Origin of the sequence: Mesobacillus subterraneus (genome assembly GCF_000934845.1) — a bacterium.
Classification (GTDB): Bacteria; Bacillota; Bacilli; order Bacillales; family Cytobacillaceae; genus Mesobacillus; species Mesobacillus stamsii.
In genome coordinates, this window is the sequence record NZ_JXIQ01000099.1 from 1 (window position 1) to 26437 (window position 26437).

At 44.3% G+C, this 26437-nt stretch carries 25 protein-coding genes; 24 read left to right on the forward strand and 1 reads right to left on the reverse strand.

The features are described from left to right. The first annotated feature begins 161 nt into the window (after positions 1–161). The 17 genes from UB32_RS12655 (at position 162) to spoVM (ending at position 17905) form a co-directional block, all read left to right on the forward strand. On the forward strand, positions 162–2852 hold the full coding sequence (locus UB32_RS12655; RefSeq protein ID WP_044394299.1) for a calcium-translocating P-type ATPase, SERCA-type: 2691 nt from the start codon (positions 162–164) through the stop codon (positions 2850–2852). Positions 2853–2937: 85 nt separating this feature from the next. Then, positions 2938–3813, forward strand: a complete 876-nt coding sequence (locus tag UB32_RS12660) for a YicC/YloC family endoribonuclease (protein WP_044394300.1) — start codon at positions 2938–2940, stop codon at positions 3811–3813. Positions 3814–3868: 55 nt separating this feature from the next. Continuing rightward, a complete protein-coding gene (remA, locus tag UB32_RS12665; protein WP_044394301.1) occupies positions 3869–4132 on the forward strand; it encodes an extracellular matrix/biofilm regulator RemA in 264 nt (87 codons plus the stop codon). 9 nt (positions 4133–4141) lie between these two features. Further along, positions 4142–4756, forward strand: a complete 615-nt coding sequence (gene gmk, locus UB32_RS12670) for a guanylate kinase (RefSeq protein WP_044394342.1) — start codon at positions 4142–4144, stop codon at positions 4754–4756. After that, positions 4757–4981 (forward strand): DNA-directed RNA polymerase subunit omega, encoded by a 225-nt coding sequence (gene rpoZ / locus UB32_RS12675; protein WP_044394302.1) that lies wholly within the window; start codon positions 4757–4759, stop codon positions 4979–4981. Positions 4982–5135: 154 nt separating this feature from the next. Next, positions 5136–6350 (forward strand): bifunctional phosphopantothenoylcysteine decarboxylase/phosphopantothenate--cysteine ligase CoaBC, encoded by a 1215-nt coding sequence (gene coaBC, locus UB32_RS12680; protein ID WP_044394303.1) that lies wholly within the window; start codon positions 5136–5138, stop codon positions 6348–6350. Further along, entirely contained in the window at positions 6347–8761 is a 2415-nt protein-coding gene (gene priA, locus UB32_RS12685) for a primosomal protein N' (protein ID WP_044394304.1), read from the forward strand. The genes coaBC and priA overlap by 4 nt, the downstream gene beginning before the upstream one ends. An 84-nt stretch (positions 8762–8845) precedes the next feature. Continuing rightward, positions 8846–9331: a peptide deformylase gene (def, locus tag UB32_RS12690; protein WP_044394305.1), complete on the forward strand. Its 486-nt coding sequence runs from the start codon at positions 8846–8848 to the stop codon at positions 9329–9331. After that, complete coding sequence (gene fmt, locus UB32_RS12695) at positions 9328–10272, forward strand: methionyl-tRNA formyltransferase (protein ID WP_044394307.1); 945 nt, start codon at positions 9328–9330, stop codon at positions 10270–10272. Before def ends, fmt begins: the two co-directional genes overlap by 4 nt. Position 10273: 1 nt before the next feature. Next, a complete protein-coding gene (rsmB, locus tag UB32_RS12700; RefSeq protein WP_044394308.1) occupies positions 10274–11623 on the forward strand; it encodes a 16S rRNA (cytosine(967)-C(5))-methyltransferase RsmB in 1350 nt (449 codons plus the stop codon). After that, positions 11623–12714 (forward strand): 23S rRNA (adenine(2503)-C(2))-methyltransferase RlmN, encoded by a 1092-nt coding sequence (gene rlmN, locus UB32_RS12705; protein ID WP_044394309.1) that lies wholly within the window; start codon positions 11623–11625, stop codon positions 12712–12714. The genes rsmB and rlmN overlap by 1 nt, the downstream gene beginning before the upstream one ends. Before the next feature lie 4 nt (positions 12715–12718). Continuing rightward, a complete protein-coding gene (locus UB32_RS12710) occupies positions 12719–13471 on the forward strand; it encodes a Stp1/IreP family PP2C-type Ser/Thr phosphatase (protein WP_044394310.1) in 753 nt (250 codons plus the stop codon). 5 nt (positions 13472–13476) lie between these two features. Further along, positions 13477–15423 (forward strand): Stk1 family PASTA domain-containing Ser/Thr kinase, encoded by a 1947-nt coding sequence (gene pknB / locus UB32_RS12715; RefSeq protein WP_044394311.1) that lies wholly within the window; start codon positions 13477–13479, stop codon positions 15421–15423. Between the two features lie 18 nt (positions 15424–15441). Further along, positions 15442–16323 (forward strand): ribosome small subunit-dependent GTPase A, encoded by an 882-nt coding sequence (gene rsgA, locus UB32_RS12720; RefSeq protein ID WP_044394312.1) that lies wholly within the window; start codon positions 15442–15444, stop codon positions 16321–16323. Positions 16324–16325: 2 nt separating this feature from the next. Beyond that, the gene (rpe, locus tag UB32_RS12725) at positions 16326–16970 is read left to right on the forward strand and encodes a ribulose-phosphate 3-epimerase (RefSeq protein ID WP_044394313.1); all 645 of its coding nucleotides are present in this window, start codon (positions 16326–16328) and stop codon (positions 16968–16970) included. A gap of 70 nt (positions 16971–17040) precedes the next feature. Continuing rightward, on the forward strand, positions 17041–17688 hold the full coding sequence (locus UB32_RS12730) for a thiamine diphosphokinase (RefSeq protein ID WP_044394314.1): 648 nt from the start codon (positions 17041–17043) through the stop codon (positions 17686–17688). 136 nt (positions 17689–17824) lie between these two features. Continuing rightward, positions 17825–17905 carry a stage V sporulation protein SpoVM gene (gene spoVM, locus UB32_RS12735; protein ID WP_023614935.1) on the forward strand — a complete coding sequence of 27 codons (81 nt, stop codon included), beginning with the start codon at positions 17825–17827 and terminating at the stop codon, positions 17903–17905. Positions 17906–18113: 208 nt separating this feature from the next. On the opposite strand, the gene rpmB is transcribed toward spoVM, so the two are convergent. Then, on the reverse strand, positions 18114–18302 hold the full coding sequence (rpmB, locus tag UB32_RS12740; RefSeq protein ID WP_044394323.1) for a 50S ribosomal protein L28: 189 nt from the start codon (positions 18300–18302) through the stop codon (positions 18114–18116). 293 nt (positions 18303–18595) lie between these two features. Here rpmB and UB32_RS12745 point away from each other — a divergent pair, with 293 nt between their 5' ends. The 7 genes from UB32_RS12745 to fabG all read left to right on the forward strand — a co-directional run bounded on the left by UB32_RS12745 (position 18596) and on the right by fabG (position 26360). Continuing rightward, on the forward strand, positions 18596–18958 hold the full coding sequence (locus UB32_RS12745) for an Asp23/Gls24 family envelope stress response protein (protein WP_044394325.1): 363 nt from the start codon (positions 18596–18598) through the stop codon (positions 18956–18958). Between the two features lie 15 nt (positions 18959–18973). After that, entirely contained in the window at positions 18974–20644 is a 1671-nt protein-coding gene (locus UB32_RS12750; protein ID WP_044394327.1) for a DAK2 domain-containing protein, read from the forward strand. Positions 20645–20855: 211 nt separating this feature from the next. Beyond that, the gene (gene recG / locus UB32_RS12755; protein ID WP_044394343.1) at positions 20856–22904 is read left to right on the forward strand and encodes an ATP-dependent DNA helicase RecG; all 2049 of its coding nucleotides are present in this window, start codon (positions 20856–20858) and stop codon (positions 22902–22904) included. A 147-nt stretch (positions 22905–23051) separates the two neighbouring features. After that, positions 23052–23621 carry a transcription factor FapR gene (gene fapR, locus UB32_RS12760; protein WP_044394329.1) on the forward strand — a complete coding sequence of 190 codons (570 nt, stop codon included), beginning with the start codon at positions 23052–23054 and terminating at the stop codon, positions 23619–23621. Positions 23622–23634: 13 nt separating this feature from the next. Further along, positions 23635–24618, forward strand: a complete 984-nt coding sequence (gene plsX / locus UB32_RS12765; RefSeq protein WP_044394331.1) for a phosphate acyltransferase PlsX — start codon at positions 23635–23637, stop codon at positions 24616–24618. Positions 24619–24672: 54 nt separating this feature from the next. After that, the gene (fabD, locus tag UB32_RS12770) at positions 24673–25620 is read left to right on the forward strand and encodes an ACP S-malonyltransferase (protein WP_044394332.1); all 948 of its coding nucleotides are present in this window, start codon (positions 24673–24675) and stop codon (positions 25618–25620) included. Then, on the forward strand, positions 25617–26360 hold the full coding sequence (gene fabG / locus UB32_RS12775) for a 3-oxoacyl-[acyl-carrier-protein] reductase (RefSeq protein WP_044394333.1): 744 nt from the start codon (positions 25617–25619) through the stop codon (positions 26358–26360). Before fabD ends, fabG begins: the two co-directional genes overlap by 4 nt. Positions 26361–26437 lie beyond the last annotated feature (77 nt).

Here is a 26437-nt window from a genome sequence, read left to right on the forward strand (position 1 = left end):
TGAAGTCAAAGAGCGACTTCACTGGGCGGACCTCCAACGCTTGTCGGGGCTGACCAAGTCGCCTTCGCTTTTATATCTATAAACATCTTATCATTTTTTTGGACAGGGCTGAATAAGCTTTCTTTAGAGTAGGACAAACAAGGAGGAAGTGTGATGGCCCCATGAAGTTCCATGAAATGAATGTACAAGAAATAGCAAATGCCTTAAGAACAAATTTTACAGAAGGATTGGATGAAAAGGAAGTAAAACGCAGAATTAACCAGCATGGGTATAATGCTTTGGCGGAAGGCGAGAAGCAATCCGCCCTGCTGTTATTCTTCAGCCAATTCAAGGATTTTATGGTGCTTGTCCTATTGGCAGCAACATTAATATCTGGTCTTCTTGGTGAGATGATCGATGCAATCGCGATCATTGCCATCGTATTGGTGAATGGCATCTTAGGTTTTTTCCAGGAAAGGAAGGCAGAGAAATCACTCGATGCCTTAAAGGAATTGTCAGCTCCACAAGTCAATGTATTAAGGGACGGGGAATGGGTGAAGATTCCTTCAAAGGAAATTGTACCTGGAGATGTCCTGAAATTCTCAAGCGGGGACAGAATTGGTGCGGATATTCGGTTGATTGAGGCCTGGAGTCTTGAAATAGAAGAGTCTGCACTAACTGGAGAATCATTGCCGGTTCAAAAAAACACCCAACCATTAAAGATCCCGAATCTTGGACTTGGTGATATGGAAAATATGGCGTTCATGGGCACAATGGTCACAAGAGGAAGCGGTATGGGAGTGGTCATCGCTACGGGAATGAAAACAGCGATGGGGCAAATTGCCGACTTGCTGCAAACCGCTGAAGTCCAGGAAACACCTCTTCAGCGCAGACTGGAACAGTTAGGGAAAATCCTCATTATCGCCGCACTATTCCTAACATTGCTGGTTGTTGGGATTGGAGTCCTCCAAGGCCAAGATCTGTACACTATGTTCCTTTCAGGAGTCAGCCTTGCCGTAGCAGCCATTCCAGAAGGACTTCCGGCCATCGTCACCGTTGCGTTGTCCCTGGGTGTCCAGAGAATGATCAAGAAGAATGCAATCGTTCGAAAATTGCCTGCTGTGGAGACACTTGGATGTGCATCTGTCATATGCTCGGATAAAACAGGAACGATGACTCAAAACAAAATGACGGTAACCCATTTATGGAGCGGCAACAAAACATGGAGAGTAGATGGGGTAGGCTATTCTCCTACAGGTTCATTTTTTGATAAAGACATAATCATTCATCCAAAGAGTGAAAAATCACTTCAACAGCTGCTAACCTTTGGAATGCTGTGCAATCATGCAGAAATGATAGAAAAAGAAGGAGAGTATTCTATCGATGGTGATCCAACTGAAGGGGCATTGCTAGTTGCCGCGATGAAAGCAGGATTTCGGAAAAATGTCTTGCTCGAGCAATTTGAAATTGTCAACGAATTTCCGTTTGATTCGAAGCGGAAAATGATGAGTATGATCGTAAAAGATAAAGTAGGAAGAAAGTTTGCTGTCGTTAAGGGAGCACCCGATGTTTTGATCGGATTAAGTAAATCCATCCTCTGGAATGAAAAGCAGCAGCGGTTAACGAAAGAGCTAACCGCAAATGTCCAGGAGGCGATTGACGAGCTAGCAGGAAATGCATTAAGAACCATTGCGATCGCCTTCAAGCCAATTCCACAAGGAACGATGATCCTAAGTGAAGAGGAAGCGGAACAAGATCTGATATTCATCGGGCTGCAAGGAATGATCGATCCGCCTCGCCCTGAAGTGAAAACAGCCGTAAAGGAATGCAGAGATGCTGGAATCAAAACAATCATGATTACCGGTGACCATGTCATCACCGCGAAGGCTATCGCCAAACAATTGGGAATTTTAACAAAAGGCAGCAAAGTGATAGAAGGAAATACGTTAGCTACGATGTCCGTCTCAGAACTGGAGGATTGTGTAGACGATGTTTCTGTTTTTGCCAGAGTGTCTCCTGAGCATAAAATGAAAATCGTTAACGCATTGCAAAACAGAGGACATATCGTCGCGATGACAGGGGATGGAGTGAATGATGCTCCGGCCATCAAAGCGGCCGATATCGGGGTGGCGATGGGGATTACAGGCACCGACGTCGCGAAAGAAGCCTCGTCTCTAGTACTTCTTGACGATAATTTCGCGACGATTAAAGCAGCCATCAAAGAAGGTCGGAATATCTATGAAAATATTAGGAAGTTTATTCGCTACCTTCTTGCCTCAAATGTAGGTGAAATATTGGTTATGCTTTTTGCAATGATTCTTGGATTGCCGCTCCCGCTCGTTCCGATTCAAATTCTCTGGGTAAATTTGGTTACAGATGGCTTGCCTGCAATGGCTTTAGGGCTTGATAACGCGGAAGACGATGTGATGAAGAGGGGGCCACGACATCCTAAGGAAAGTGTCTTCTCTCGCGGATTAGGCTGGAAGGTCGTTTCGCGAGGTTTCTTGATCGGCTTGATGACGTTGATCGCATTCATCGTTATTTATCGAAGAAATCCTGAGGATCTTATGTATGCACAGACGATTGCCTTCGCAACACTTGTCGTGGCGCAGTTAATCCATGTGTTTGATTGCAGGAGTGAAAAATCGATCTTTGCTCGTAATCCATTTGGAAATAAATATTTGGTTTGGGCAGTACTTTCCTCGCTGATGATGGTTTTGGTAGTCATTTATTCTCCTGCCTTGCAGCCAATATTCCATACCGTCCCGATTCTGCTGACTGATTGGCTGCTGATACTAGGCTTATCTGCCATTCCAACCTTTTTGCTTGCCGGAACATTTTATGCAAGAAAAACAAAGAGAAATATGATATAATCCGTTAGGTAATAGAGAGCCTCTATTGCCTTTCTTTTTTTACATATAGTTCCTGTTCCATATGAACAGATTGGATGTGTCTGGAATGATCGTCAGTATGACTGGGTTTGGAAGGAGCAAGGCAGAAACGGAACGTTGCACGGTAACGGTGGAAGTAAAAACGGTCAATCACCGTTTTTGTGAATTCCATATTCGATTGCCGAGACAGCTTCTCAAAACCGAAGAAAAAATTAAAAAAAAACTTGGCGAACACATTAAAAGAGGAAGAGTCGAAGTTTTTGTCACTTTGGAGGGAGAAGGGATCGTCAGCCGAAGAGTACATATTGACTGGGAAGCCCTTGACGAATTTGTTGATAACATATCCGCGATTAAAAACAGGTACAGTTTAGCGGGAGATTTGGAAATCCGAGATATTGTCAACAGGGATGATATTGTTCACATTGAAGAAAAGGAAACCGATAATGATGAGTTGGATACGCTTGTGCTAACTGCAGTGGAAGAGGCGGGTTTAAAGCTAGTCGAAATGCGCAGATTAGAAGGTCAAGCTCTTCAAAGGGATGTCTTGAAATATATAGATCAGGTGTTAAAGCATCTTTCCCATGTAAAACAACTTGCCCCAGATGTTGTGGAGCAGTATCGTGAAAGGCTTAAAAAAAAGCTAGCTGACCTCATGGAAGCCAATGCAGCGGATGACAGGTTCATGACAGAAGCCGCTTTTTTTGCTGATAAAGCCGACATCAGTGAGGAAATTGCCCGCCTTGAAAGTCATGTGAGCCAATTCAATGAAATTTTGAAAGCGGACGAACCTCTTGGAAGGAAATTGGATTTTCTCCTGCAGGAAATGAATCGCGAAGTTAACACGATTGGCTCCAAAGCAAACGATGCTAGAATTGCCAGGGAAGTTGTCGAGATGAAAAGCCTCCTTGAAAAGGTTAAGGAACAAGTGCAAAATATGGAGTGAGTTTAGAAGGCGCCGTTAAGGGCCAAAATAATTAACTGATGATTGGGGGACCATCATGGCAATTAAGCTTATTAATATAGGCTTCGGCAATATAGTTTCTGCTAATAGAATCATTTCTATCGTAAGTCCTGAATCAGCTCCGATCAAACGGATTATCCAGGATGCACGGGACCGAGGATCGTTAATAGATGCAACATATGGAAGGCGAACCAGGGCTGTCATCGTGATGGACAGCGACCATGTCATTCTTTCTGCGGTACAGCCGGAAACAGTGGCAAACCGTTTGATTGATCGAGAGGATATTTTGGATGAAGGGTAGGACGTGTTCATGCAGGAAAAAGGATTGTTAATTGTACTTTCAGGACCATCCGGGGTCGGCAAAGGAACGGTTCGGAAAGAATTATTTTCCCAGCCGGATACCGCTTTCGAATATTCCGTTTCAGCAACCACCCGGCTTCCTCGTGAAGGAGAACGGAATGGAGTAGATTATTTCTTTAAAACAAGGGAAGAATTTGAAGAGATGATCAGGGACGACCAACTGCTCGAGTATGCAGAATTTGTAGGCAATTACTATGGAACACCTGTCGAGTACGTCCGCGCAACGCTTGATGCGGGGAAGGATGTTTTCCTTGAAATTGAAGTTCAGGGAGCGAGCCAGGTAAGAAGGAAATTTCCTGAAGGACTGTTCATTTTCCTAGCTCCGCCTAGCCTTTTAGAGCTGGAAAACCGAATTGTTACCAGGGGGACGGAAACAGAGGATATCATCAAAGGCAGAATGAAAGCGGCAAGGGAAGAGCTTGAGATGATGGAATTATATGATTATGTTGTGGAAAACGACCAAGTTGAAAGAGCGGCAGGGCGCATCAAATCGATTGTCATAGCTGAGCACTGCCGCAGAGAACGGGTGCAACACCGCTATAAAAAAATGCTGGAGGTAGATTAAATGCTGTATCCATCTATTGATTCTTTAATGACTAAAATTGATTCGAAATATTCTTTAGTGTCAGTTGCGGCCAAACGCGCACGCAGCATGCAGGTTCATTATGATCCGAAACTCGAAAAATACATTTCCAAAAAATTTGTTGGGAAAGCGCTAGAAGAAATCAACGCTGATAAACTTCACTTCAAAACAGCCGGAAGTCATGAAGAGTTGAATATCAACGAATAACACCGTGATAACAACCTTTTTTATTGGGTTGTTATTTTTTGTTGTTTAGGAAGTATGCAAGGAATATATCATCCCTCTGCCATGATTATTCTGCGAAAAAATGGTATAGTTCAATCATAATGATAGTATCTAGTTAAAATGGGGGTACTCTGACATGCTGAACGGAAAAAAGATTCTATTGTGCGTCACTGGGGGGATTGCTGTATATAAAAGCGCGGCGCTGACAAGCAAGCTGACTCAGGCTGGCGCAGAGGTAAAAGTAATCCTGAGTGAATCAGCAGCAAAATTTGTTACTCCGCTCACATTCCAGGCATTGTCCCGGAGTGAGGTGTATACCGATACATTTGATGAAAAAAACCCGCAAAAGATTGCACATATCCACCTGGCGGATTGGGCGGATTTAATCCTCGTTGCACCGGCCACTGCCAATATCATTGGCAAGCTTGCGAACGGAATTGCCGACACGATGATCTCCACAACATTGCTTGCCGCTGTTGCCCCCGTGTGGATAGCACCGGCTATGAATGTGCATATGTATCAACACCCAGCTGTGACGAAAAATATCGAAACTCTTAGGGGCTTCGATTACGAATTCATTGAACCAAGTGAAGGCTATCTGGCCTGTGGATACACAGGGAAAGGCCGCCTAGAGGAACCAGAGACAATTGTAGAGAAAGTCAGCCAATTTTTCCGAACCAAAAACTGGGAGCTTTCAGGAAAAACGGTTTTGATCACTGCCGGGCCTACAAGGGAAAAAATCGATCCAATCCGGTTTCTCACCAACCATTCAACTGGAAAAATGGGGTATGCGATTGCCGAGGAAGCGGTAAGGATGGGGGCGAAGGTCATCCTTGTTTCTGGTCCGGTATCGCTTGCTCCGCCAAAAGGGGCGGAGCTAATAGAGGTAGAAAGCGCCGAAGAAATGTACCGTGCTGCACTTGAGTATTTCGCGAAAGCAGATGCTTTGATCGGAACCGCTGCTGTCGCAGATTACCGGCCTAAATATATCCAGAAAGATAAGATGAAGAAAAAAGAAGGTGAACAGGCACTTGAGCTTGAACGGACGAAAGATATCCTTTTTGAACTAGGAAAAAGAAAAGAGGCTCATCAAGTCATCGTTGGCTTCGCAGCTGAAACCACTGAGATCGAAAAACATGCTATAGGCAAGCTCGCCAGGAAAAATGCTGATCTCATCATTGCCAACGACGTAAAACAGAAAGGGGCCGGATTTGGTGTGGATACTAATATAGTTACTATCTACAAAAAAGACGGCAGCAAGCTCGAACTACCTCTCATGGCCAAAACGGAGGTTGCCCGGCGGATCCTCTCGGAAGTCAGTCTACTTTTAAAACGGGATGATAGCCTATGAATATAGCGGGTGTTATTGTCGATGTACCTGCCAAGCAGACGGATAAAACATTTGACTATAAAATTCCTGATAAGTTCCTGGACGTCATTAAACCTGGAACAAGGGTCATCGTTCCTTTTGGTCCACGGAAAATCCAGGGATTTGTTACAGAGCTAAAAGATCAGTCAAGCTTCGCTAAGCTGCGTTCCATCATTGAACCACTGGATTTAACCCCGGTATTGAATGAGGAACTGCTGCTTCTTGGGGCGTGGCTGACAGAACACACATTAAGCTATAAAATTTCAGTTTACCAAGCGATGCTTCCAGCTGCGCTAAAGGCAAAATACGAAAAGAAGCTTGTTCTTTCGAAGGGGACAGAAAGAAGTGAATTACCAAATGATCTGGTCGATTTGTTTTTAGATCATCGAGAGATAAAGTGGGACGATGCAGTTGCAAAGGGGCTTGTTCAGAAACTGCAGAAGGAGGCAGCCGCCGGCAGGGTCGAGGTTGTCTATCAGGTGAAGGACAGGGTGCGCAAAAAAATGCTTAAGCATATTTCTCCTGCGTTGGAAACAGAGCAGCTGCAAGCAGCAAGAACAGAGCTTCCCTCACAGGCATCTGGACAGCAAGCAGTCATTGATTTCTTCCTGGAACATCCTGAGCCCGTGGAACAGCGCCTGCTTTTGACGACTTTAGGAATCTCTCAAGCAACCGTTCAGTCACTTTTGAAGAAGGGAATCGTGAAGACGGAAGAGTTGGAAGTCTACAGAGACCCTTATTCGGAAAGAAAATTTGAAAAGAGAGTTTCCCTTAAGCTGACGGTTGAGCAGGAAACTGCAATCAGACCGATACTTTCTTCGATTGAAACGGAGCAGCATGAAGTCTTCCTATTATATGGAGTAACAGGCAGCGGCAAAACGGAAATCTACCTTCAGTCGATCCAGGAAGTCTTGCGCAAAGGAAAAGAAGCAATTGTGCTAGTGCCAGAAATATCATTGACCCCGCAAATGGTCACCCGGTTCAAGGAGCGGTTCGGTGATCTCGTTGCCGTGATGCACAGCGGCCTATCGGCAGGGGAGAAATATGATGAGTGGCGGAAAATTCAACGCAAGGAAGTCAAAGTAGTCGTAGGAGCACGGTCAGCCATTTTTGCTCCATTCGAGAACATTGGCATTATCATCATTGATGAAGAGCATGAAACAAGCTACAAACAGGAAGAAAACCCACGCTATCATGCCAGGGATGTTGCGATTCAAAGGGCTAAAACATTTGCGTGTCCGGTCGTTCTCGGCAGCGCAACACCGTCACTTGAATCCTTCGCCAGAGCGCAAAAGGGGCGATATACCTTGCTGTCTCTTCCAAAAAGGATGAACAATCAAGCGTTGCCTGCAGTTGAGATTGTCGATATGCGGGAAGAACTTCGGTCTGGAAATCGCTCGATGTTTTCGGTAAGGCTGTTTGAAAAAATAAAGGACCGGCTTGAAAAAAAAGAACAGATGGTCCTGTTTTTAAATAAGCGCGGCCATTCTTCTTTTGTTATGTGCCGCGATTGCGGTTACGTGATGAATTGTCCACATTGCGACATTACACTGACCTACCATCGATATAATGAACAGATGAAATGCCATTATTGCGGGTATGAAGACAAGGTACCGACTGTGTGTCCTGAATGCCATAGTGAGCATATCCGTTATTTCGGCACCGGAACCCAAAAAGTGGAGGAGGAGCTGCTCAAACTGATCCCAGAAGCTCGGATTATCAGGATGGATGTGGATACGACTGGACGGAAAGGGTCACACGAAAGACTGTTGAATGCATTCCAGGATGGACAAGCCGATATTTTGTTGGGGACGCAAATGATTGCCAAAGGGCTAGACTTTCCGAACATAACGCTTGTAGGTGTACTTTCGGCAGACACGATGCTGAACCTCCCGGATTTTCGATCTTCAGAAAAAACATTTCAGCTTTTGACTCAGGTCAGCGGTCGTGCTGGAAGGCATAAGCTTCCGGGTGAGGTAGTTATCCAGACTTATTCCCCCGAACATTATAGTGTGGAGCTGGCAGGAACCCAGGATTACGACCGATTTTATCAGCAGGAGATGTTGATGCGAAAGGGTCATCAATATCCTCCGTTTTATTATTTATCGCTTGTGACAGTCAGTCATGAAGAATTGATGAAGGCAGTAGCGGTTACCGAGAAAATTGCCCAATTTATTCATTCCAGACTATCTAAGGATGCAGTAGTGCTCGGACCGGTTGCGTCGCCGATCCCTCGCATCAATGATAGATATCGCTATCAATGTTTGATAAAATACAAAAAGGAGCCAGAACTAAGCACTGCGTTAAAATCGATACTGGAGCATTATCAGCAGGAAATGGGATCAGGCGGGCTGCAGATTTCCGTTGACCTGAATCCTTATATTATGATGTAGTGCTTTTTATGAAAACAGGAAAGTTTACAGCTAAGGCTGTTGGAACAAGCTAATAATGCAAATGGAATTTTTGGAGGATTTATTTTGGCAGTAAGAAAAATAGTAATCTTCCCAGCAGAAATATTGGAGCAGGAGTGCGAAACAGTCACGTTATTCGATAAAAAGCTTTCCAAACTGCTGGATGATATGTACGAGACAATGATCGAGTTTGATGGAGTCGGCCTTGCCGCTCCACAAATTAATATAAAGAAACAGATTGCGATTGTCGATATTGACGATGAGCATGGCACAATGGAGCTGATCAACCCAGTGGTTCTTGAAACTAGCGGGGAGCAGACCGGGCCAGAAGGGTGCTTGAGCTTTCCGGGAGTATACGGAGAGGTAACCCGGCCTAATTATGTGAAGGTGAGGGCACAAAACCGGAAAGGACAGACGTTTGAAATCGAAGCAGAGGAGTTTTTAGCAAGGGCGATTCTGCATGAAATCGATCATCTGCATGGTGTGTTGTTTACCACGAAAGTGTTGAAATATATGGAAGAAGCTGACTTAGAGGAGTTGAACCAGGAATGACAAGAATTGTATTTATGGGAACTCCGGACTTTTCCGTACCGATTTTGCGAAGGCTAGTTGTGGAAGGCTATGAGGTAGTCGGTGTGGTCACACAGCCTGATCGCCCTGTTGGCAGAAAGCGACTACTGACTGCGCCGCCGGTAAAAACAGAAGCGCTGAAGCATGGCATCCCTGTTTACCAGCCGGAAAAAATCCGTCAAAAGGAAGAACTGGAGAAAATCTTTGCCCTTGAACCAGATTTAATCGTCACTGCTGCCTTTGGACAAATATTGCCAAATCAGCTGTTAAAAGCACCAAAGATGGGCTGTATTAATGTCCATGCTTCGCTATTGCCAGAACTGCGAGGCGGAGCACCAATCCATTATGCGATCATAGAGGGAAAAGAGAAAACGGGAATTACGATTATGTATATGGTTGAAAAGCTGGATGCAGGGGATATTCTGGCACAAGTGGAAGTTCCCATCACAGAAACAGATACGGTAGGGTCTTTGCATGATAAAATGAGCGTTGCCGGGGCGGACCTCTTATCTGAGACGATTCCGAAGCTAGTACGCGGAGAAATTACTCCGATCCCGCAAAAGGAAGACGAAGCGACTTTTGCCTGGAATATCAAGCGGGAACAGGAGAAAATTGATTGGACCAAATCAGGAAACGCTATCTACAACCATATCCGCGGCATGAATCCATGGCCGGTTGCTTATACGACAATGGATGGGGCAGTAATGAAGATATGGAATTCTTTAAGGACGAACTACAAAGGAAGTGAGCAAGCGGGTACCATCGTCAGACTGGAAGACGACGGTTTTATAGTGGCAACTGGAGATGATATTGCGATTAAGATTACCGAGCTTCAGCCATCTGGCAAGAAAAAGATGGACGCTAGGCAATTTCTGTTGGGGGCAGGGGCGAACTTAGAGCCCGGCGTAAAGTTAGGAGATTAACATGAGCAAAAAGAAAAATGTCAGGGATGCCGCATTGCAACTCCTGGAAACGGTTGAAAAGAACCAGGCTTACAGCAATTTGCTTCTAAATAATGCAATAAAAACAAATGAAATTAGTGCAATTGATATCGGCTTGCTGACTGAATTAGTTTATGGGACTTTACAGCGCAAAATGACCCTTGATTTCTACCTTAAGCCATTTATCGAGAAAAATAAGAAATTGCAAACATGGGTCGTCAATTTACTTCGCATGACCGTTTATCAAATGGTGTATTTAGATAAAATACCAGATAGAGCAGCAATTTTTGAAGCAGTTGAAATTTCGAAGCGGCGCGGACACAAAGGCATTGCGAGCCTGGTGAACGGTGTTCTTCGCAGCATTCAGCGAAACGGACTTCCTCAACTTGCTACGATAATCGATCCTGCAGAAAGAATTTCCATTGAGACTAGCCATCCATTATGGTTAGTCAGGAGATGGGTCGTCCAGTTTGGGATAGAAAAGACAAGGGAAATGTGTGAAGTGAATTTGACTGTTCCCCTGCAGACAGGAAGAGTCAATTTGACAAGGATTTCCCGTGAGGAGTGCCTAGCGTTGCTCGAGGAAGAAGGCTTTGAAGTGGAACCAAGCCCAATCCTGCCGGAAGCCATTAAATGCCTCCGCGGCAATCTCGCCTCTTCCAAAGCATTTCATTATGGTTTATTGACAATTCAGGATGAGAGTTCTATGCTAGTTGCCCACGCACTTGGAATAGAGGAAGAAGAGATCATCCTCGATGCATGTGCTGCCCCTGGGGGGAAATCAACTCATATTGCAGAAAAGCTTGGAAATAGCGGCAAAGTAATCTCCCTAGACCTTCACGAACATAAGGTGAAGCTGATTTCCCAAACGGCTGAACGACTTGGGCTAGGAAATATCGAGGCGCAAAAAATGGATAGCCGAGAGGCGGCGCAAAAATTTCAGCATAAATCGATGGACCGTATTTTACTCGATGCCCCCTGTTCAGGACTTGGTGTAATGAGACGAAAGCCTGACATGAAATACACGAAGAAAGAACAGGATCTCAGTCAGCTGAAAGCCATTCAGCTAAGCCTTCTAGAATCAGTAGCGCCATTGCTGAAAGAGGAAGGTACGCTTGTTTATAGTACATGCACAGTGGATCGGGAAGAAAATCAGGAAGTGATAGACATATTTTTGCGCAAGCATCCTGAATTCTCGGGAGATCCAACACTTGCAGAAAGAATGCCAGAGGCAATCAGGCCATTGATTAATGGCTTCGAGGTTCAAATCCTTCCTCAGGACTTTGGCTCTGATGGGTTTTACATTGCGTGTTTGAGAAAGAAGGTAGAATAATGAAACAGGAAAAAACAACAGGAACTATAGCGACAGAAGCAACAGTCAAGAGATCCATTTATTCCCTTCAACTGAATGAATGGAGAGACTGGCTGAAGGAGCAAGGCGAAAAGCCTTTTAGGGCGGAACAGATTTATGACTGGCTTTACAAAAAAAGAGCAGCATCGTTCGAGGATATGTCGAATCTTTCAAAGTCTTTACGGGACAAATTGGAACAGCATTTTGTGCTGACAACACTCCATACGATCATCCAGCAAACATCATCTGACGGAACAATCAAGTTCCTGTTTGAACTGCATGATGGGGTTTCAATCGAAACCGTGCTTATGAGACATGAATATGGAAATTCAGTTTGCGTCACTACTCAGGTTGGCTGCCGAATTGGCTGTACTTTTTGCGCTTCTACACTTGGAGGGTTAAAAAGGAACCTCGAGGCAGGAGAAATTGTTGCCCAGGTCGTAAAAGTACAACAAACTCTCGATGAAACAGATGAGAGAGTGAGCTCCATTGTCATCATGGGAATCGGTGAACCATTTGATAACTATGACCATATGCTTTCCTTCCTAAAAATCATGAATCATGAGAAAGGCATGAATATCGGCGCTCGTCATATTACCGTTTCAACAAGTGGTATCATACCGAGGATTTACCAATTTGCTGATGAAAATATGCAGATTAACTTTGCGATTTCTCTGCATGCTCCAAATACGGAGTTGCGCAGCAGATTGATGCCAATCAACCGAGCCTATAAGCTTCCCGATTTAATGGATGCGGTCCGCTATTATGTGAACAAAACAGGTCGCAGAATTAGTTTTGAATATGGGCTATTTGGCGGAGTGAATGATCAGGTGGAGCATGCGGAGGAGCTTGCCCAGCTCGTAAAAGGATTGAAATGCCATATCAATTTGATTCCCGTAAATTACGTACCTGAACGTGATTACGTAAGAACACCTAAGAGACAGATCTTTCAATTTGAACGCACCCTTCGCGACCTCGGAGTGAATGTGACAATAAGAAGAGAACAAGGGCATGACATTGAAGCAGCTTGCGGACAACTTCGGGCAAAAGAAAGAAAAGAAGAGACGAGGTGACAAGATGAAGGCTGTTTTCATGACAGACAGGGGAAAAATCCGCCTGCATAATGAAGACAATGGCGGCATCTTTATGAACCCTCACGGACAGCGCCTTGCCATCGTAGCAGATGGCATGGGCGGCCACCGTGCAGGAGACGTAGCTAGTGAAATGACAACCCAGCATTTAAAACTGCTCTGGGAAAAGTCAACAAGAATACATACAGCAGAAGAAGCAGAACAATGGCTGCGGGAAGCGGTAGTGCAGGTTAATCAAGAAATTTTCCAGCATTCCTTGCATCATACAGAATGTGAAGGCATGGGCACGACAATTGTCGCCTCCATCTGTACGAATCTGTTCGCAACAGTGGTGAACATCGGTGACAGCCGCTGTTATTTGCGGAATGAATCAGGGTTCAAACAGTTAACGGAAGACCATTCTCTTGTCAATGAACTCGTTCGTTCTGGACAAATTTCAAAGGAAGATGCAGAGCATCATCCGCGTAAAAATGTGCTCTTAAGAGCCCTTGGAACCGAAGAATTAGTGGAGATGGACATTAAGACGATCATATTTGAAGAAGAGGATGTGCTGTTGCTTTGTTCAGACGGACTTTCCAATAAAGTCAGCCAGGAAGAAATGGCAAGCATCCTTTCTGACACTAATTTGTCTCTGGAAGAGAAAGCCGAAGAATTTATCAAAATGGCCAATCAGTATGGCGGCGAAGATAATATTACTCTTGCAATCGTCGAATACCAGGAATTCAACGAGGGCAGGTGAAAAATATGATCAACGGAAAAAGAATCAGCGGTCGATATAAAATCAAGGGAATGATTGGCGGCGGCGGGATGGCAAATGTCTATCTTGCGCATGATATGATCCTTGACAGGGATGTTGCAGTCAAAATGCTTCGTCTTGATTTTGCCAATGACGAAGAATTCATTCGCAGATTCCACAGAGAGGCTCAGTCCGCAACGAGCCTTACCCATCCGAACATCGTTAGTATATATGATGTGGGAGAAGAGGACGGACTGTATTATATTGTAATGGAATATGTCGAGGGTCAGACACTGAAACAATACATACAGCGCCATGCTCCAGTTCCAGTTACGGAAGCTCTTGAGATAATGAAACAGGTGACATCCGCAATCTCTCATGCTCATCACAATCACATTGTTCATCGTGATATCAAGCCACATAATATTTTAATAGATAAAAACGGGATGGTTAAGATCACGGACTTTGGCATTGCAATGGCATTGAGCGCTACGAGTATTACCCAGACGAATTCGGTGCTCGGGTCTGTGCACTATCTGTCACCAGAACAGGCCAGAGGCGGCATGGCAAATAAAAAATCAGATATTTATTCAATCGGGATCGTTATGTTTGAATTGCTTACAGGCAGACTCCCTTTTTCAGGTGAATCGGCCGTATCCATCGCATTGAAGCATCTTCAATCAGAAACGCCATCTTTAAAAAGATGGAATCCGGAAATTCCCCAGAGTGTTGAAAATATCGTGCTCAAGGCGACTGCGAAGGATCCATTCCATCGATACGACAATGTCGATGAAATGGAAGATGATTTACGGACATCGCTTGATGATAGCCGTTTGAACGAAGGCAGGTTTATTATACCGGTGGATGATGAAGCTACGAAAGCGATTCCTATTATTACAAATGACCGGCCTTATCATAATTCAGATGAAACTATTATCCGTAAAGATGCTCAAAATGCATTGGAACAGGCAACGAAAGAGAAAAAAAACCGGAGAAAGAAATGGCCCGTTATTTTAACTGTGCTGTTTTTGCTCATCCTGACTTCGGGTATTGTCATGGTGACTTTGGGTCCAGAGCTGTTTGGGCCAAAGGATAAGAAAGTGCCGGACGTAAGTGGCATGGAACTAGAAAAAGCAGTCGCTGAACTCATGTCCACTGGTTTTATTATTGGAGACAAAAAAGAGGTGAGCGATGAAGAAATTGAAGAAGGAAATGTTATCAGAACTAATCCGGAAGCTGGTAAAATGATCAAAGAAGGAAATGAAATTGACTTGTATATCAGTACCGGAAAAGCAGAATTGGAAATGTCGGATTACACCGACAGGAACTACGACGATGTAGTCAAACTGTTAGAAGGAAAAGGCTTTAAAGACATCCAAAAAACCGAAGAGCATGACGACAGCGAGCCTGGTACAATTCTGGAACAATATCCTCCCGGCGGGGAATTTGTCGTTCCGGCAGACACCATATTAGAATTCAAAGTCAGTATTGGGCCAGAATTGGTTCCTCTCGGTAATTTAAAGGAATACAATCAACGAAACCTCGATCTGTATGCGGACACCACCGGACTTATAATAGAGAGTTCGGAGGAGTTTCATGACACAGTACCGGCTGGATTGGTTATTTCCCAAAACCCTGAAGCAGGAACAGAGCTCCCGCCAGGAAGTAAGGTAAGCGTTGTAATTTCAAAAGGGCCAGAACCTGTTCCAAAAGAAAAAACGCTTGAAATTACAGTACCATACCAGCCTAAAGAAGAAGGAGTTCCACAGAAGATCACGATCTATATAAATGACGTAAACCATACCGATGAAACTCCAGTCAACACGATTGACATCACTGAGGACACATTGGTGAGTCTTGATTTCCTAATTGCGCCTGGCAAAAAGGGAGAGTATCGAATCCTGCGGGATGGAGAGATTTTTGATAGTGGTAGCGTTGATTATCCAGAAGACTAACAGACAGGGAGTGTTGCTATGCCTGAGGGCAAAATTATCAAGGCGCTGAGCGGTTTTTATTATGTTTCCAATGAGAATGGGGTAGTTCAATGCCGCGGGAGAGGAATTTTCCGTAAGAATAAAATTACCCCCCTTGTTGGCGACGAGGTGGTTTTTCAAGCCGAAAATGACAAAGAAGGCTATATCCTCGAAGTGAAAGAACGGAAAAATGAGCTTGTTCGTCCACCAATTGCAAACGTGGACCAGGCTATCCTTGTTTTTTCGGCAGTAGAGCCTGAATTCAGTACAGCACTGCTTGATCGGTTCCTTGTCCTAGTTGAATATAATCATATTAAGCCTATCATTTGCATTACAAAAATGGATTTAACGAATGACGAGCAAAAATCAAGGCTTGATGGATTTGCAGGAGATTATCGAAATGCTGGATATGAAGTCATTTTTACTTCCTCAGAAACTTCTGAGGGCCTTGAGAAGTTAAGCCCCCACATCGAAGGCAAGATATCTGTTTTCGCAGGGCAGTCTGGTGTTGGAAAGTCGTCTCTGCTCAATGCCATCAGACCTGATCTCGACTTGAAAACGGACGTTATCTCCTCGCATCTTGGACGAGGAAAGCATACAACAAGGCATGTGGAGTTACTCTCGATTAAAAACGGTCTTGTAGCTGATACACCGGGCTTCAGTTCTCTGGAATTCACCGATCTGGAGGTCGAGGAATTGAACGCATGCTTTCCTGATATCGCTCAAATTAGTGAGGATTGTAAATTTCGAGGCTGTCTTCATATGGCTGAGCCTAAATGTGCTGTCAAAACAGCAGTCGTGTCAGGTACACTACCTGAGTACAGATATGAGCATTACAAAGATTTTTTGTTAGAAATAAAAGATAGAAAGCCGAGGTATTGATCATGGTTAAAATTGCACCTTCCATTTTATCGGCAGACTTTTCTCGACTTGGCGAAGAAATAAAGGATGTCGAGCGAGGCGGGGCCGATTATATTCACGTCGATGTAATGGATGGCCATTTCGTGCCAAATATTACAATTGGGCCACTGCTTGTCGAAGCAATCAGGCCAGTGACAAAGCTTCCCCTTGATGTTCACCTAATGATCGAGAATCCGGATCAGTATATCAAAGCATTTGCCAACGCGGGTGCTGACTATATTACCGTTCATGTGGAAGCGTGCCGGCATCTTCACCGGACGATCCAATTGATTAAATCGACAGGGGCAAAGGCAGGTGTCGTTTTGAATCCTGCCACACCGGTAGAAAATTTGAGGCACATCATCGAGGATGTTGACATGGTACTGCTCATGTCAGTCAATCCTGGTTTTGGCGGACAGAAGTTTCTAACTTCTGTCCTTCCAAAAATCAGAGAAGTCAAGAAACTGGCTGATTTGTATCATCCAGAGCTGGAAATTGAGGTCGACGGTGGAGTGAACGAGGAGACAGCCAAGCTTGTGGTGGAAGCAGGGGCAAATGTTCTGGTCGCAGGTTCGGCAGTCTTCAACAACAAAGACAGAGAAGCAGCAATCGCTAGTTTAAGACCATAAGGAAAAGCCAGCCTAAAGAAAGGCTGGCTTTCCTACTATAAACAAAAAAGAAGATAGAGGAGTTATTGTCATGAAAATTAACCTTGTTGCCGGTGGGCCACAGAATCTTATACCGGATTTCCATCAATATGAAGAGGAAAACGCAATCTGGGTTGGAATTGATCGCGGAGTATTCTATTTATTGGAAGCAGGCGTAAAACCCGCCGCAGCTTTTGGGGATTTTGACTCCGTTTCCGAAGCAGAAATGGCGTCCATTGAAAAGGCAGTTGCTGATCTAAAGAAATTCAAACCGGAAAAAGATGAGACAGACATGGAGCTTGCGCTAAATTGGGCACTAGATCAGCACCCAGAGTCGATTTCCATTTTTGGGGCGACAGGGGGACGCCTTGATCACTTCATGGCCAATACCCAACTTCTGGTCAGACCGCTTAAGGAGGAGACTTCTGTCCACATCCAGATCATTGATACAAAGAATATTTTGTATGTAACGACACCTGGAAGTTACACCGTTCAAGCAATGGATAATTTTAAATATATCTCCTTCCTTCCCATTACACCGATTGTCTCCGGACTGTCGCTTGAAAATTTTAAATACCCATTAAATGATTGTCATATTCCGTTGGGGTCGACACTATGTATTAGTAATGAACTTATAAGAGGTCATGGTACTTTTTCATTTTCCGAAGGCATATTATTAGTTGTAAGAAGCAGGGATTGAAATGTCTGCACTTAGCTCAGGGTTCTTCCCGTGTGAGGAATTCTTCCCTGGAGGAGCAAATTTTAAATACCCTTGAATATACTATAGGGATGTAGAAAGAAGTCTGGTTTGGCGAGAGATGGTGAGGAGGGACGGTATGAGATTCTATACAATCAAACTGCCTAAATTTTTAGGTGGACTCGTTCGGGCAATGTTAGGAGCGTTTAAAAAGGATTAAAGCGGCTAAAGTTGAAAGATAAAAGAAAAAAATTGTTGATTTTAGCATCCTTTTAGGCAGGGTGCTATTATTTTGGCCTCATTTGGGAAAAATAAACACAACCGGCCGGCGGAAAAGAACAAAAATAAAAAAGGCATCCTCTAGTGGATGCCATGCAACTTTTCTGCTGGCTGCTGGAGCGAGCAGAAAAACTGCGATTTTAAATGATTTAAACGCGTTCTACTTTACCTGATCTTAAAGCTCTTGCAGATACCCAAACACGCTTCGGCTTACCGTCTACGAGAATACGAACTTTTTGAAGGTTAGCACCCCATGTACGCTTATTTGCGTTCATTGCGTGGGAGCGTGCGTTCCCAGAATGAGTTGATTTACCAGTTACTACACATTTACGTGGCATATGATTTCCCTCCTAACTGACAAAAGCTGTTACTATATTTCTGCAATAATTTGCATATCGTCAGAATGGTAATTGAAATAGGATAACTTTTTCTCTGACATACTTTAATAATTTATCATAGAAATTTCCCATTTGCAATACTTCCGGCAAAAGCTATAAAGAAAAAAACCTTGACATATAGGTTGATTTCTTGCTGAATAATAAAGGGAAGGACAGAATAACTTTAAAAATGGATTGGCTTATAGTAAAATAAACGGTAGCATACTGCTATTTTTCCAAAGGGGGAACGAATCGTGTCCATCGAGCTAAAAACGAAGTACGGACAAATTGATATATCAAATGATGTCATTGCAACAATTGCGGGCGGTGCAGCAGTTGATTGTTATGGGATTGTCGGGATGGCTTCTAAGAATCAGATCAAGGACGGATTAACAGATATTCTGCGTAAGGAGAATTTTACACGTGGAGTCATCGTTCGCCAGGAAAATGAGGAAGTACATATTGATATGTATATTATTGTGAGCTATGGAACGAAAATTTCCGAGGTTGCTAACAATGTCCAGTCAAAGGTAAAGTACACGCTTGATAAAACAGTCGGACTGGCTGTAGACTCGGTCAATATTTACGTTCAAGGAGTTCGTGTAACGAACCCGTAAGAGGAGGAAGGATTTGTGTCCATTAATGTTCTAGACGGAAAACGTTTTGCGGAGATGGTGATTCAGGGGGCCAACCACCTGGCTGCGAATGCCAAATATGTCGATGCATTGAACGTCTTCCCTGTTCCTGATGGTGATACGGGAACAAATATGAATTTATCGATGACTTCCGGTGCTAAGGAAGTAAAGAACAATGTACAGGAACATATCGGAAAGGTAGGTTCCGCGCTTGCGAAAGGTCTGCTAATGGGTGCGCGAGGAAACTCAGGAGTCATCCTTTCGCAACTATTTCGCGGTTTTTCCAAAGCGATTGAAACAAAGCCAACTATCACATCGCTTGAATTTGCAGCTGCATTAAACGCGGGTGTAGAGACTGCTTATAAAGCGGTTATGAAGCCGGTAGAAGGAACCATCTTAACCGTAGCTAAAGACGCAGCAAAGCATGCTGTTGCCGTTGCGCCAAACCACGATAACATTGCCGGACTGATGGAAGAGGTTCTTAAAGAAGCGAAAGCTTCGCTGAATCGCACACCCGATCTGCTGCCAGTCTTAAAGGAAGTAGGAGTGGTAGATAGTGGCGGTCAAGGCCTTGTTTTCGTTTATGAAGGCTTTCTTGCAGAATTGAAGGGAGAAAAGCTGTCTGACTCCCCATCTGCGATGCCGAAAATGACGGAGCTTGTTAGCGCCGAGCATCATAAGAACGTTCAGAGCCACATGAATACGGAGGATATCGAATTCGGCTATTGTACGGAATTTATGGTTAAGCTTGACGGGAAAGGAACATTCTCTGAGGAAAATTTCCGCCAGGACTTGAGCAAATTTGGCGATTCTCTTCTTGTCATTTCCGATGAAGAAGTGGTGAAAGTACATATCCATTCAGAACAGCCTGGTGATGTTTTGTCATATGGACAAAAATACGGCAGCCTCATTAATATGAAAATCGAAAATATGCGTCAGCAGCACTCAGATATAATCAGTGAATCGACAACACCTTTGCAAACCCAGGATAAGGAATCGAGGAAAGAAAAGCAGGAGTACGGAATTGTCGCTGTCTCCATGGGTTCGGGACTGGCCGACCTTTTCCGCAGCATTGGTGCAAACGCCGTGATTGAAGGCGGCCAGACGATGAACCCAAGCACGGAAGACATTATTAAGGCGATCAAAGAGGTTCATGCACGCAAGGTAATCATCCTGCCTAACAATAAAAACATTATCATGGCTGCTGAACAGGCCGCAGAGGTAGCAGAGGAAGAAGTAGTAGTCATTCCTACGAAGACTGTCCCGCAAGGAATGACAGCATTGCTCTCCTTCAATCCTTCCGCCGATCCTTCCACAAACAAGGAAGCGATGACAGAAGCGATCCAGCATGTAAAAACAGGTCAACTGACGTATGCAGTCCGTGACACCAGCATCGATGGACTTGAAATTGAAACTGGTGATTTTATGGGGCTTGCTGATGGGAAAATTGTGGTCAAGGATCGCGAAAAAGTGAAAGCAGCAAAGAACCTACTGGACGAGATGCTCGATGAAGACACGGAAATTCTCACTATTCTAAAAGGAGAAGACGCTTCAGATGAAGATGTTGATTCCATCATCGAGTATATTGAAGGAAAATATGGAGAGGTTGAGATCGAAGTTTATAATGGGAAACAGCCATTATACGCTTTCATCTTTGCGATTGAATAATCATTTTTCGGCTGGAGAATGAAAATGGCAATAAGCGCTAACAAATAGAAGGGGACTCCCCTTCTTTTTCGCTGTTTACCAGGAAATTATAGGAGGATCGCCTTAGCGAACGAAAGGAAAATTTGAAAATAGCAAACGGAGGGAGGGGGAGCGGCAGCACCGCTTGGCCGAAAGCTGAAAAGCCAAGAGTTCGGCACACCGCTTGACTAATGTGAATGAACAATTAAACCAACCAGTTACAGTAATAAAAGGAATTGGCAATGAAATGGCGGAAACTTTGGCAGATATGCGCATTACGACCGTTGGTGATTTGCTTGAATACTTCCCTTACCGGTATGAAGATTATCGCCTGAAAGATTTGGCAGAAGCAAAACATGACGAAAGAATCACGGTGGAAGGCAAGGTACACAGTGAGCCAGCACTCGTTTATTATGGAAAGAAAAAGAATCGACTTTCTGTCAGATTGCTAGTTGGTCGATACTTAATCATCATCACTTTCTTTAACCAGCCTTATTTAAAACAAAAAATAATCGTCGGAGAGACAATTACAGTTACCGGAAAGTGGGATCAGCACCGACAGACGATCACTGCCAGTCACATGACATCAGGAGAAAATGCTCAAAGCCAGGATTTTGAACCAGTATACGCGGTTAAGGGAAAAATGACAGTACCCACGATCAGAAGGCTAATCAAACAGGCTTTTGCTAAGTTCGGACAGGAAATAAACGAAATATTACCAGCAGAGCTTCTGCAAAAATACAAGCTTCTTAACCGTTCAGATGCCTTAAGAATGATGCATTTTCCTTCAGGTTCAGATGAGATGAAGCAGGCAAGAAGAAGGTTTGTTTACGAAGAGTTTCTGTTATTTCAGCTTAAAATGCAGTCATTACGAAAGCTCGAACGAGAGCAGAGTCCTGGTATTGCGTTTTCTTATCAATTAAGCAAGCTGAAGGAATTCGTCACCGGGCTGCCATTTCCGTTAACGGGAGCACAAAAACGGGTCGTCAATGAGATTCTCGGTGATATGAAATCGCCTTACCGTATGAATCGCCTCCTTCAAGGGGATGTCGGTTCAGGAAAAACAGTGGTTGCCGCGATTGCTCTTTTTGCTGCAAAAACAGCTGGTTATCAAGGAGCATTAATGGTACCAACGGAAATCCTTGCTGATCAACACTCGATGTCCTTGAAACAGTTGCTTGAGCCATTCGGAGTAAAAACTGCTTTGCTGACAAGTTCGGTAAAGGGAAAACGCCGAAGAGAGCTGCTTGAATCGCTAAAGAATCAGGAAATTGATGTCTTGATTGGTACGCACGCCTTAATTCAGGATGAAGTTGACTTTCACAGCCTGGGTCTTGTCATTACCGATGAACAACATCGATTCGGGGTGGAACAAAGGCGGGTGCTTAGGGTAAAAGGAGAAAATCCGGATGTCCTGTTCATGACCGCAACTCCCATCCCGAGAACATTGGCAATCACAGTCTTTGGCGAAATGGATGTCTCAGTGATCGATGAAATGCCGGCCGGACGCAAATCAATCGAAACGTATTGGGCAAGGCATGAAATGCTGGAGAGGGTGCTCTCCTTCATGGAAAAGGAACTGGGAAAAGGCAGGCAGGCGTATGTCATTTGTCCGTTAATTGAGGAGTCAGACAAGCTAGATGTCCAAAACGCAATCGATGTCCATAGCTCCTTGAGTTTCTTTTTTAAGGACCGTTTTCAAGTTGGTTTAATGCACGGACGGCTCCCTTCCGATGAAAAGGACCAAATTATGAAAGCCTTTAGTAAAAATGAAGTGCAAGTGCTCGTCTCTACTACCGTTGTAGAAGTCGGCGTAAATGTCCCGAACGCAACGGTTATGCTCATTTATGATGCAGAAAGATTTGGTTTGTCCCAGCTCCACCAACTTCGAGGCAGGGTTGGCCGCGGCAGTGACCAATCCTATTGCATTTTGCTCGCCGATCCGAAAAGCGAAGTTGGGAAAGAACGCATGAAAATCATGTCTGAAACGAATGATGGTTTTGTTCTAAGCGAAAAGGACCTGGAACTGCGCGGACCCGGGGATTTTTTCGGAAAAAAACAAAGCGGTCTCCCAGAATTCAAAGTAGCGGACATGGTCCATGACTATCGTGCGCTAGAAACAGCGAGAAATGATGCGTCCCTACTGGTCCAATCTAAAGCTTTTTGGCAAAGTGAAAAATACCGATCATTGCGTGAGTATTTGGCAGAATCAGGCGCCCTGGCAAACGAAAAACTGGATTGATCAAAGCCATTCTGCTTTTTTAGAAGAATGATAGGTGGAAGAAGTGATCTGATCCGCTTGGACCCGATTTTTCTTGTTGCAATCTTTTTTTATAGTATATATACTACTATTAGTACCTAGTCTTAATAGCTCGGGCGGTGTTTTAAGATGAAACGCAATAAAAAAGAACGGCAGTCATTGTTAACTGATACAATAAAAGACAATCCATTCATAACAGATGAAGAGCTGGCTGAAAAATTTGCTGTCAGCATTCAAACGATAAGACTTGATCGACTCGAATTGTCTATTCCCGAACTCAGGGAGAGGATCAAGAGCGTAGCAGAAAACCGGTTTGAAGACGAAGTTCGTTCATTGCCGCTAGAAGAAGTAATTGGAGAAATTATCGATATGGAACTTGATCAAAGTGCAATTTCCATACTTGATATAAAAAAGGAACATGTTTTCAAACGAAATAAAATTGCCAGAGGACATCATTTATTTGCCCAGGCGAATTCATTAGCGGTTGCTGTGATCAATGATGAGCTAGCGCTAACCGCAAAGTCGACTATCCAGTTTACCAGATCGGTAAAAGAGGGGGAGCGGGTTATCGCCAAAGCACGGGTCACAAAGATTGATCCGGAAAACGGGCGGACGATGGTGGAAGTGATGAGTTACGTAAATAATGAACTCGTCTTTAAAGGCGAATTTGTCATGTACAGAGCAAATAATGAAATGTAAGGGATGAAAAGCGATGAGGCTAGCAGTAGATGCAATGGGTGGGGACAATGCACCAAAAGAAATCGTCCTCGGTGCAATGAAAGCAGTGGAGCATTTCAAAGACATACATATCCTCCTAGTAGGAGACGAGAAGAAAATCAGGGAGTATTTGACAGCGGAAGAAAGAATTGAAATTCTCCATACCGAAGAGGTCATCCTCGGAACGGATGAACCTGTAAGGGCTGTTCGCCGAAAAAAGAATGCTTCTATGGTGCTCGCAGCGCAACAGGTAGCTGATGGAAAAGCAGACGCCTGCATTTCAGCGGGAAACACTGGAGCGCTGATGGCAGCAGGTTTGTTTGTAATTGGCCGGATCGAGGGCATAGAACGGCCAGCACTTGCGCCAACCCTTCCAACAATTGGAGGAGAAGGCTTTCTGCTGCTCGATGTTGGTGCGAATGCGGACGCAAAGCCCGAGCATCTTGTCCAATATGCGATCATGGGCTCGATCTACAGTCAGAAAGCAAGGAAGATTGAGCGCCCGAGGGTTGGATTGCTGAATATCGGCACAGAGGAGAAAAAGGGCAATGAATTAGTAAGGAACACATTTGAATTACTGAAAAATGCGGATATCCATTTCATCGGCAATGTTGAATCAAGAGACTTGCTGGAAGGTGTCGCGGATGTGGTCGTGGCGGACGGATTTACTGGCAATATGGTGTTGAAGACAATCGAAGGAACGGCAATGTCTGTCTTTAAAATGCTGAAATCAGCATTGACATCAAGCTTCAAAAGCAAGCTGGCTGCTGCAATCCTAAAGCCAGACCTAACACAATTGAAAAAGAAAATGGATTACACCGAATACGGGGGTGCCGGATTGTTCGGATTGAAAGCTCCGGTCATTAAGGCACACGGCTCATCGGATGCGAATGCCGTTTTTAACTCCATCCGGCAGGCAAGAGAAATGGTGGAAAATGATGTTGCAGGCACGATCAGGACGGCAGTTGAAAAAAGATAGAGCAACAATCAGTAGGAACAAATGGATAAAGTAAACGATAAAGGGGAATCTTTCATGGGGAAAATCGCATTTTTATTTCCAGGCCAGGGATCACAAACTGTCGGCATGGGGCAGGCACTTGCTGCATCAGAGCAAATAGTTTCTGAAACATTTAAAAAAGCGGATGAAGTCCTTGGGGAGTCTTTGAGCAAATTGATTGCGGAAGGACCACAGGAACAACTGACGCTTACAGTAAATGCCCAGCCTGCACTGCTTACAACCAGCATTGCTATCCTGAAATATTTCAGCCAGTTTGGAATCAAGCCAAGCTTCACCGCAGGCCATAGCCTTGGAGAATATACGGCACTTGTTGCTTCAGAGGTGTTATCCTTTGAGGATGCTGTATACGCAGTCCGAAAACGCGGAGAATTTATGGAAGCAGCAGTGCCGAATGGAGAGGGCACAATGGCAGCTGTTTTGGGAATCGATCGCGACAAGCTTCAAAGGGTAACCGAAATCGTATCAGCAGACGGCAATCCAGTTCAGCTCGCTAATTTAAATTGCCCGGGACAAATTGTAATCTCTGGTTCTAAACAAGGAGTGGAAGAGGCTTCAGCAAAGGCAAAAGAAGCAGGTGCAAAAAAAGTGATTCCGTTGGATGTGAGCGGGCCATTCCATTCTTCGTTAATGAAACCGGCAGCAGAGAAATTTGCGTCTGTGCTTGATACTATAACTCTTACGGATGCCTCCATTCCGGTGATCGTTAACGTGACGGCAGAACCGATTACAGAAGCAGCAGAGATCAAAAAAAGACTGGTAGAGCAGCTTTATTCCCCTGTCCTTTGGGAGGACTCTATAACAAAGATGCTTGAACTCGGTGTCGATACTTTTGTAGAAATTGGACCAGGTAAAGTGTTGTCAGGTCTTGTGAAGAAAGTGAACCGGTCTGCAAGGACATTTGCAATCTATGATGCAGAAACTTGTGAGGCGGCCGTTGCAGCATTGAAGGAGGAAACGGAATGAGACTAGTAGGAAAAGCAGCAATTGTCACAGGTGCTTCACGTGGAATCGGTCGGGAAATTGCATTGGAACTTGCTAGGGAAGGTGCTTCTGTCGCTGTCAACTATGCAGGCAGTGAAGCAAAAGCACTTGAAGTGGTGGATGAAATTAAAGCGATGGGCCGGGATGCATTTGTGATTCAGGCTGACGTCTCTAGCGCAGACTCCGTGACTAATATGGTGAAGGAAGCGGTCGAACGTTTCGGCAAGCTTGACATACTTGTAAATAATGCGGGTATAACAAAAGATAATCTATTGATGAGAATGAAGGAGTCCGAGTGGGATGATGTCATCAATATCAATCTGAAGGGTGTTTTCCTTTGCACAAAAGCAGTCACGAGACAAATGATGAAGCAAAGAAGTGGCAGGATCATTAATATTTCCTCGATTGTCGGCGTGAGCGGAAACCCTGGGCAGGCTAACTATGTTGCGGCAAAATCAGGGGTAATTGGATTGACGAAAACCACTGCGAAGGAACTCTCCTCAAGAGGAATTACAGTGAATGCTATTGCACCAGGTTTTATCACGACAGACATGACTGATAAGCTTCATGAAGACGTAAAGTCAGAAATGCTGAAACAGATTCCGTTGGCACGTTTTGGAGAACCAAAGGATATTGCCCGAACTGTTATCTTCCTTGCTTCTGAAGATAGTGCCTATATGACCGGCCAAACCTTGCACGTCGATGGCGGAATGGTCATGTAGAAGTCTGTTCCACCTGAAAAAGGACGGAACTTAATAAAAAATAAGGACAGCCATTTATTATTTATATAAAATCATCT